8 protein-coding genes and 1 pseudogene are annotated in these 8,150 nt (G+C 69.7%); all 9 read right to left on the bottom strand.

The window, feature by feature from the left end:
• Positions 1-258, bottom strand: a pseudogene (locus tag G5C66_RS17985) (threonine--tRNA ligase); the annotation flags it as partial.
• Positions 259-457: 199 nt separating this feature from the next.
• Positions 458-1,225 (bottom strand): pseudouridine synthase, encoded by a 768-nt coding sequence (locus G5C66_RS17980; RefSeq protein WP_165112322.1) that lies wholly within the window; start codon positions 1,223-1,225, stop codon positions 458-460.
• Entirely contained in the window at positions 1,222-1,887 is a 666-nt protein-coding gene (scpB, locus tag G5C66_RS17975) for an SMC-Scp complex subunit ScpB (protein WP_165112321.1), read from the bottom strand. Before scpB ends, G5C66_RS17980 begins: the two co-directional genes overlap by 4 nt.
• A complete protein-coding gene (locus G5C66_RS17970) occupies positions 1,880-2,785 on the bottom strand; it encodes a segregation and condensation protein A (protein WP_165112320.1) in 906 nt (301 codons plus the stop codon). Before G5C66_RS17970 ends, scpB begins: the two co-directional genes overlap by 8 nt.
• Positions 2,786-2,796: 11 nt before the next feature.
• Positions 2,797-3,162 carry a hypothetical protein gene (locus G5C66_RS25600; protein ID WP_206444244.1) on the bottom strand — a complete coding sequence of 122 codons (366 nt, stop codon included), beginning with the start codon at positions 3,160-3,162 and terminating at the stop codon, positions 2,797-2,799.
• On the bottom strand, positions 3,144-4,088 hold the full coding sequence (locus G5C66_RS17960; protein ID WP_478354322.1) for a ParA family protein: 945 nt from the start codon (positions 4,086-4,088) through the stop codon (positions 3,144-3,146). The genes G5C66_RS25600 and G5C66_RS17960 overlap by 19 nt, the downstream gene beginning before the upstream one ends.
• Positions 4,089-4,391: 303 nt before the next feature.
• A complete protein-coding gene (locus tag G5C66_RS17955) occupies positions 4,392-4,538 on the bottom strand; it encodes a hypothetical protein (RefSeq protein WP_165112214.1) in 147 nt (48 codons plus the stop codon).
• Positions 4,539-4,568: 30 nt separating this feature from the next.
• On the bottom strand, positions 4,569-7,175 hold the full coding sequence (locus tag G5C66_RS17950) for a DUF3516 domain-containing protein (RefSeq protein ID WP_165112318.1): 2,607 nt from the start codon (positions 7,173-7,175) through the stop codon (positions 4,569-4,571).
• Entirely contained in the window at positions 7,172-8,068 is an 897-nt protein-coding gene (gene xerD, locus G5C66_RS17945; protein ID WP_165112340.1) for a site-specific tyrosine recombinase XerD, read from the bottom strand. Before xerD ends, G5C66_RS17950 begins: the two co-directional genes overlap by 4 nt.
• Positions 8,069-8,150: the final 82 nt, after the last annotated feature.

The following is an 8,150-nucleotide window of genomic DNA, read 5'->3' as shown; positions in this document are numbered from 1 at the left end:
CCCCACAGCCATCGGCGGGAACATGTCGTCGGCGAACTTCGCCCAGTGCCCCGAGCGCTCGAAGAGCGCGCGCTTGCCGAGGACGGGGGTCTTGACCGGTACGCAGCCGTCGGCCGCGGCCAGCTCGGCGGCCAACCGCTCCAGCTCGGCGAAGACCACAGCGCCGTCGGGCAGCCACAGCGGCAGGCCAGGCCCGGCCAGCGGGTCGGTGGCGAAGATGTCGAGGTCGCGGTTGAGGTCTCGATGATCGAGGTTCATTGTGTGCTCCTGGGGTGATACCCGGAGCACCGCCGCCAGAGACGCGAGACCGCCCCGGAGCACTGCTCCGGGGCGGTCTGCGAAGGGTTGGACAGCAGGTCAGCGCCGGAGTGGGTCCGGCGTCGTCGTGCTCATCGCGCGCTGCTGCATGCCTTCACGATAGCGGGCCGCGATCGCGTACGCATCAGGGATTCGAGCCTCAGAGCTCGGTCGTGTCGAGGAGCTCGCCGAGCTCCTCGCGGGAGAGGTCGCGCATGTCGCCGGGCTTCATCGTGCCGAGGCGTACCGGGCCGATCCGGGTGCGGGTCAGCCGGGTGACCGGGTGGCCGACGTGGTCGAGGAGGCGGCGCACGATGCGGTTGCGGCCCTCGTGGATGACCACCTCGATGATCGACTTGTCCTTGCGGGTCTCCATGATCCGGGCCTTGGTCACCGTGACCGGGCCGTCGTCGAGGGTGACACCGGCGAGGAGCCGCTTGCGTACGTTGGGGAAGACCTCGCCCTTGACCTCGGCGACATAGGTCTTGTCGACCTCGTAGCTGGGGTGGGCCAGCCGATGGGCGAAGTCACCGTCGTTGGTGAGGATGATCAGGCCCTCGGTGTCGGTGTCGAGACGGCCGACGTGGAAGAGCCGCTCCGGCCGGTCGGCGACCAGGTCGGACAGGTTGCGCCGGCCCTCGGGGTCGCTCATCGTCGAGACCACGCCGCGCGGCTTGTTGAGGACGAGGTAGACCTTGCCGGAGATCGGCGGGAGGCGCTTGCCGTCGACGCGTACGACGTCCTTGCTGGGGTCGACCTTGGTGCCGAGGCGGGTGACGACCTCGCCGTTGACCTCGACGTCGCCGTTGAGCATCAGGATCTCGCTGCCGCGGCGCGACGCGACGCCCGCCAGGGCCAGCAGCTTCTGGAGCCGGATCAGGCCCTCGTCGTCCAGCGGCAGATCGTCTCGCTCAGGAAGGTCGCTCACGGTGTCGATTCTCCCGCATCCTCAGAGCCGGACCCATTCGCCGCAGCCTCCTCGGGCTGCGCGGCCAGCGCCTCCTGGCTGACCTGCTCGGTCAGCTCCTCCTCCATGTCGGCGAGGTCGGGCAGGTAGGGAGCCAGCTCGGGCAGCTCGCCGAGGTCGGTGATGCCGATCCGCTCGAGGAAGTAGCCGGTGGTGCGGTAGAGGTTGGCGCCGGTCTCGTGGTCCTGGCCGGCCTCCTCGACGAGACCGCGGGTGAGCAGGGTGCGCATCACGCCGTCGACGTTGACGCCACGGATCGCGGAGACCCGGGCACGCGAGACGGGCTGCTTGTAGGCCACCACGGCCAGCGTCTCCAGGGCCGCCTGGGTGAGCCGGGCCTGCTGGCCTTCGAGCACGAAGCCCTCGACGACGCCGGCGTACTCCTCGCGGGTGTAGAACCGCCAGCCGCCGGCGACGTTGCGCAGGTCGAAGCCGCGGCCCTGATCGGTGTATTCGGCCGACAGGCCCTCCAGTGCCTCGACGACGGCAGCGGTCGGGTGGGCCACGGCCGATGCCAGGGCGGCCGCCTCGAGCGGCTCGTCGGCGACCATCAGCACCGCCTCGAGCGCCGGGCGCAGGTCGGCAAGCTCGATCGCCAGCGTCTCCTCGGAGGCCTCAGTCATCGTCCTTCTCCCCATCTTCGGCGCCGCCCTCGGCGGGCGGCTGCCCCTCGAACTCATCCTGGATCAGCTCGTCGACGTCGAGCGCCTCGTCGCCGGTCCACCGTACGGTCAGCTCGCCCAGCGCGGTGACCTGGTCGAAGGCGACAGCACCCTCACGGAACAGCTCCAGCAGCGAGAGGAACCGGGCCACCGTGGTCAGCGTGTCGGGCGAGTCCGAGCACAGTCCCCGGAACGTCACCTGCCCCGCCGCACGCAGCCGCTCGATGACCAGCGCTGCCTGCTCCTTGACCGACACCTTGGAGCCGTGGATGTGGGCGAGCCCGATCTCGGGCGGCCCCGGCTTCGGCGCCATCGCGGCCGCGGCGAGCTGGGCGAACTGCTCCAGGCCGATCCCGATGAGCACCTCGGGCAGCAGACCGGCGTAGCGCGGCTCGAGCTGCACCGAGCGCGGGTGTCGCTTGGACTCCTTGGCCAGCCGCTCCTCGAAGACGCCGGCGACCTGCTTGAACGCCTTGTACTGCAGCAGCCGCGCGAAGAGCAGGTCGCGCGCCTCCAGCAGCGCCAGATCCTCCTCGTCCTCGACGTCGCCCTGCGGCAGCAGCCGGGCCGCCTTCAGGTCGAGCAGGGTGCTCGCGACCAGCAGGAAGTTGGAGGTCTGGTCGAGATCCCAGGCGCCTTTGCCCCCGCCCTCAGAGGACCTGTCTGCGGCGCCCTTCTTGACGTACGCGATGAACTCGTCGGTCACCGTGGCCAGGGAGACCTCGGTGATGTCGAGCTTGTGCTTGGCGATCAGGCTGAGCAGCAGGTCGAAGGGACCCTCGAAGTTCTCGAGGCGCACCTCGAAACCCCCGGCGCCGCTCGACTCCTGCTCCTCGGCCCCCGCAGGGGCGTCTGGCATCTGTGTGACCGTCACTCGGCGAGGCGGTGCACGAGGGCGCTGTCGTCCCCGTACTCCTCCAGGTCGGCCAGCACGATCGCGAGCGCCTCACGCACCAGCCGGCCGCGGTCGACAGCGATGCTGTGCTTGGCCCGCAGGTTGAGCCGGGCGTGCTCGAGGTCGAGCAGCTCCTCGGAGGTGATGTAGACTGTCATCTTCTCGTCATGACGTACGCGGCCGCTGGACCGCTTCTTCGCGGCCGGAGCCTCCGTGGCCGGCTCGGGCACGGCGTGCACCGGGCGGGCCTTCGCCTCGGCGCCCGCCGGCGTGGCAGCAGTGTCTGCCGTACGCCGGAAGAGGTCGTCAGCGGCGGGAACCCTCACGCGTCGCGTTGCCATCGGGCGAGCACCTCCTTGGCGAGCATCCGGTAGGAGTCGGCGCCGGTGGAGCTGGACGCGTACTCGGTGATCGGCTCGCCGACGACGGTGGAGTCGGCGAACTTGACGGTGCGCCGGATGACGCTGTGGAAGACGCGGTCGCCCCAGCCGTTGACCAGGGTCTCCATGACCTCGCGGCTGTGCATCGTGCGGCTGTCGTACATCGTGCCCAGTATTCCGTCGATCTGCAGGCGCGGGTTGAGCCGCTCCTGCACCTTGTCGATGGTGTCCTTGAGCAGGGCGACGCCACGCAGCGCGAAGTATTCGCACTCAAGCGGCACGACCACCGAGTCGGAGGCGGTCAGCGCGTTGACGGTCAGCAGGCCGAGGCTCGGCTGGCAGTCGATCAGGATCACGTCGTAGTTCGCGACCGCCGGGGCCAGCGCACGGGCCAGCGTCTGCTCGCGGGCGACCTCCTGGACGAGCTGCACCTCGGCGGCGGAGAGGTCGATGTTGGCCGGGAGCAGGTCGACGTTGTCGATGCCGGAGGGGACGACGACGTCCTGGAGCGTGATGTCGCGCTCCATCAGCAGGTTGTAGACGGTCAGCTCGATCTCGTTGGGCTGCAGCCCCAGGCCCACGGAGAGCGACCCCTGCGGATCGAAGTCGACGAGGAGGACCTTGCGACCGTGCTCGGCCAGCGCCGCACCCAGGTTGATCGTCGTGGTGGTCTTGCCGACGCCACCCTTCTGGTTGACCATCGCGACCGTACGCGCCGGGCCGCCGGTGGCAGGGCCGGGCTCGGGGAGGTTGGGCCAGGGACGACCGGTCGGACCCATCTTGTTCTTGCCCGGGGCGTCGTCGGAGCCCGCGTCGGGCTCAGGGGCGTTGGCGCGCAGCCGGGCAGAGGGCGGATAGGCCGGCGGTGCCGGCGTCTGCGGAGGCATCTGCGGCGCTGTCGCGCCACCTGCTCCGAAATAGCTGTCTTCCATTCCTCCACCCCCGGTTCAGTTGCCGCGGCCCTGGGACGATCACGGCGAGCGGGTCAATATGTCGACACGGCGACTCTAAGACCCAGATCTGCGCGACTCTAGGAGCCGCGCCGGGCGTGTCACAAGGCAAATCCGGCTGATTCTGCTACGTGATCCGAATCTGTTGATGACCTGTGCACTTGGCGCCCCGCCAGTCCCACAAGCAGGGCCTGCGATGTGGAGAAACCTGTGGACGGATCTCCGTTCGAGCGGCCGTTCTCAGTGCGACCGACGGCGCTTCTGGAACTGGTCGTACGCCTTGCTCGCCGCGTCCTTGATCTTCTTCTGGTTCTCGGGCTTGCGAGCCTCGTTGGCGATCTTGGCGATGGCCGCGGCGACGACAGGGTTCTTCAGTAGCTTGCGCACGACGCAACGCTATCGGACGCCCACAACCGGTCACAGCCGGCGCATCGCCACCGTCGCCAGGACCAGCTCACCGGCCTCGTCGCTCGCGTCCAGGTCGGCCACCGCCTCGATGACCCAGTCGTGGTCGCCTGCGGGGTCGTCGATGGTCTGGGTGATCCGCCAGACCCGGGTGTCGTCGTAGGCCTCGTCCTCCTCGTCGACCCCCGCCGGGGCGCCCCGCTCCGCAGTCCAGGTGAGCAGCTTGGGGGACCGCGAGTCGGCGGAGATGCCGACGTCGTCGTGCTCGGCGAAGTAGGCCTCCAGGGCGTCGTCCCAGCAGGACCGGGTCATCACCACCTCTCGCGGAGGCTCGAATCGGTCGGCGGCCGCCCGTTCGAGGCGCATCAGGCCGTCGAGGTCGTCGCGGGAGACCGCGTCGACCCGGGCCCACATCGCGTTGCGGACCATGATCTCGAACGCGCGGGTCTGCTGCGACAAGGACCGCGGCGGCGGTGGCGCCTCGTGGTGGGCGACCGCTGCCGGGATGTGCTCTGGATCTGAGAGCGCCTCCCACTCGTCGAGCAGGCTCGAGTCGGTCTGCCGGATGGTCTCCCCCAGCCACTCGATCAGGTCCTCGATCTCGGGGCTCTTGTGGGTCTCGGGGACGGTGTGGCGGAAGGTGCGGTAGGCGTCGGTCAGGTAGCGCAGCACCAGGCCCTCGGAGCGGGCGAGCTGGTAGCGGCGTACGACGTCGGTGAAGGTCATCCCCTGCTCGTACATCTCACGCAGGATCGACTTCGGGTCGAGCGCGTCCTCGGGCAGCCACGGGTGGGTGCCGCGGTAGACCTCGAAGAGCGCCTCGAGCCGCTCGGCCATCGGCTTGGGCCAGGTGATCTCCTCGATGAGCGCCATCCGCTCGTCGTACTCGACGCCGTCGGCCTTCAGGTTCTCGATCGCCTTGCCGCGGGCCTCGTGCTGCTGGGCGAAGAGGATCTGGCGCGGGGGCTCGAGGACGGACTCGATCACCGAGACGATCTCGAGGGTGTGCTCCGGAGACTCGGGGTCGAGGGTGTCCAGGGCCGCCAGGGCGAAGTGGGCCAGCGGCTGGTTGAGCGCGAAGTCGGCCGGAAGGTCCTCGGTGAGGACGTACCGGCGCCCGTACGCATCGGGTGTCTCCAGCCGGGCGAGGACCCCGCTGTGGACCAGGGAGCGGGTCAGTCGCAGTGCCCGCCTGGCGAGCTTGAGCTGGGTGCGGCGGTCCTCGTGGTTGTCCATGGTGATCCGGCGCATCACCGCGAACGCGTCCTCGTCGCGGGCGACGACGTTGAGGATCATCGAGTTGTCGACCTTCATCCGGCTCTGCAGCGGCTCGGGGGCGCCGTCGACGAGCTTGGTGAAGGTGGCCTCGGTCCACACGACCGTGCCCTCGGGCGGCTTCTTGAGCTGGGCCTTGGAGTTCTTCTTGCCGGCCTTGCGGCGCTCCTCCGACTTCGCCTTGGCCTTCTCGTTCTCGATGATGTGCTCGGGGGCCTGGACGACGACGTACCCCTGGGTGTCGAAGCCGGCCCGGCCGGCCCGCCCGGCGATCTGCAGGAACTCGCGGGTGCGCAGGATGCGCTGGCGGCGGCCGTCGAACTTGGCCAGGCCGGTGAACAGCACGGTGCGGATCGGGACGTTGATGCCGACGCCGAGGGTGTCGGTGCCGGCGATGACCTTGAGCAGCCCGGCCTGGGCCAACTGCTCCACGAGCCGCCGGTAACGGGGCAGCATGCCGGCGTGGTGGACGCCGATGCCCTTCCTGAGGAGCTTCGCCAGGGTCTTGCCGAAACCGGCGGCGAACCGGACCGGCTCGAGCCGCCTGGCGATCTGGTCCTTCTCCTCGGTGGTGAGCTTGAGCCAGCCGGCGTTGAGCAGCGAGGTGCCGTGGGTGACGGCGTCCTTCTGGGTGAAGTGGACGACGTAGACGGGCGCCTGCCCGGTGGTGACGAGCTCCTCGAGGGTCTCCTGGAGCGGTGTCAGGCGCCAGTCGAAGGTGAGCGGAACGGGTCGTTCCGCCTGGTCCACGAGGACGGTGTCGCGGCCGTTGCGCCTGGTCAGGTCCTTGGCGAGGGCGCTGGTGTCGCCCAGGGTCGCGCTCAGCAGCAGGAACTGAGCCTGCGGGAGCTCGAGCAGCGGCACCTGCCAGGCCCAGCCGCGGTCGGGCTCGCCGTAGTAGTGGAACTCGTCCATGATCACGAGCCCGACGTCGGCGTGGCTGCCTTCCCGGAGCGCGAGGTTGGCGAGCACCTCGGCGGTGCAGCAGATGATCGGGGCGTCGGCGTTGACCGACGCGTCACCGGTGAGCATGCCGACGTTCTCGGCACCGAAGGTCTCGACGAGGTCGAAGAACTTCTCGCTCACCAGCGCCTTGATCGGCGCGGTGTAGAACGAGACCTTGTCCTCGGCCAGTGCGGCCGCGTGGGCACCCGCCGCGACCAGCGACTTACCCGAGCCGGTCGGCGTCGCCAGGATGACGTTGTCACCGGCGAGGAGGGACATGATCGCCTCGTCCTGGTGGGGGTAGAGGCTGCGGCCACTCCCCTCCGCCCACGTCACGACCGCCTCGTAGACCTCGTCGGGGCTCGCGCCGACCTTGGGGATCCAGCTGGTGTCGGTCACAGGGCCCTCGGGTGTGCGGTCGCGAAGACCTCTCGGAGATTGTCCACGGTGACAAGAGTGTAGATCTGCGTCGTCGTCACCGATGCATGGCCCAGCAGCTCCTGCACGACACGTACGTCGGCACCACCGTCCAGCAGGTGGGTGGCGAAGGAGTGGCGCAGGGTGTGCGGCGAGACGTCCTTGTCGATCCCCGCGCGCTCGGCCGCGCGGGTCAGCACCGTCCAGGCCGACTGGCGGGAGAGCCGGCCGCCGCGGGCATTGAGGAAGAGCGCGCCTCCGGAGCGGGCGGCGACGAGATCGGGACGGGCCCGGGTGAGATAGGCCTCGACGGCCTCGATCGCGTAGGAGCCGACCGGGACGATCCGCTCCTTGCCGCCCTTCCCCCTCAGCAGAGCGACATGGTCGACCCGGTCGAGGTCGTCGACGTCGAGGCCGACGGCCTCGGAGATACGGGCACCGGTGCCGTACAGCACCTCGAGGAGCGCACGGTCGCGCAATGCCAGCGGGGTGCCGGGTGCGCCGGCCGCCTCCAGGATCGCCTCGACGTCGGCCAGCGGGAGCGCCTTCGGCAGCCGCTTCTCCGCACGCGGCGGCTTCACGTGGCCGGCCGGGTTGGCCTCGACCATGCCGTCGGCCACCGCGAACTTGTGGAACCCGCGCACCGCCACGACCGTCCGCGCCGCCGAGGTCGCGCTGAGCGCTGGATGGTCCTCGCTGCCTTCGCGCAGGTGTGCCAGGAACGCCGACACCGTCGCCTCCGAGACGCCGGAGAGGCTGTCCACGTCGTTCTGCGCCAGGAACTCGGCGTACCGTCTCAGGTCGCGCCGGTAGGACGAGAGCGTGTTCGCCGCGAGGCCTCGCTCGACCGTGAGGTGGTCGAGGTAGGTGCGCATCGCGTGCTCCACTGCCGTGGAGGCCGAGGCGTTCGGTGCGGCGGTCACGGGTCCATCCAACCAGGGGTGGTGGATGCCGACG

Origin of the sequence: Nocardioides turkmenicus (assembly GCF_011045035.1) — a bacterium.
Taxonomy (GTDB): Bacteria; Actinomycetota; Actinomycetes; order Propionibacteriales; family Nocardioidaceae; genus Nocardioides; species Nocardioides turkmenicus.
This window is presented reverse-complemented; position numbering and strand designations above follow the sequence as displayed.

Bases quoted from the DNA above. Each gene is read 5' to 3' on its own strand.
- scpB (WP_165112321.1), bottom strand. From the start codon at position 1,887: ATGACTGAGGCCTCCGAGGAGACGCTGGCGATCGAGCTTGCCGACCTG.
- xerD (WP_165112340.1), bottom strand. From the start codon at position 8,068: ATGCGCACCTACCTCGACCACCTCACGGTCGAGCGAGGCCTCGCGGCG.
- G5C66_RS17970 (WP_165112320.1), bottom strand. From the start codon at position 2,785: ATGCCAGACGCCCCTGCGGGGGCCGAGGAGCAGGAGTCGAGCGGCGCC.
- G5C66_RS17960 (WP_478354322.1), bottom strand. From the start codon at position 4,088: ATGCCTCCGCAGACGCCGGCACCGCCGGCCTATCCGCCCTCTGCCCGG.
- G5C66_RS25600 (WP_206444244.1), bottom strand. From the start codon at position 3,162: ATGGCAACGCGACGCGTGAGGGTTCCCGCCGCTGACGACCTCTTCCGG.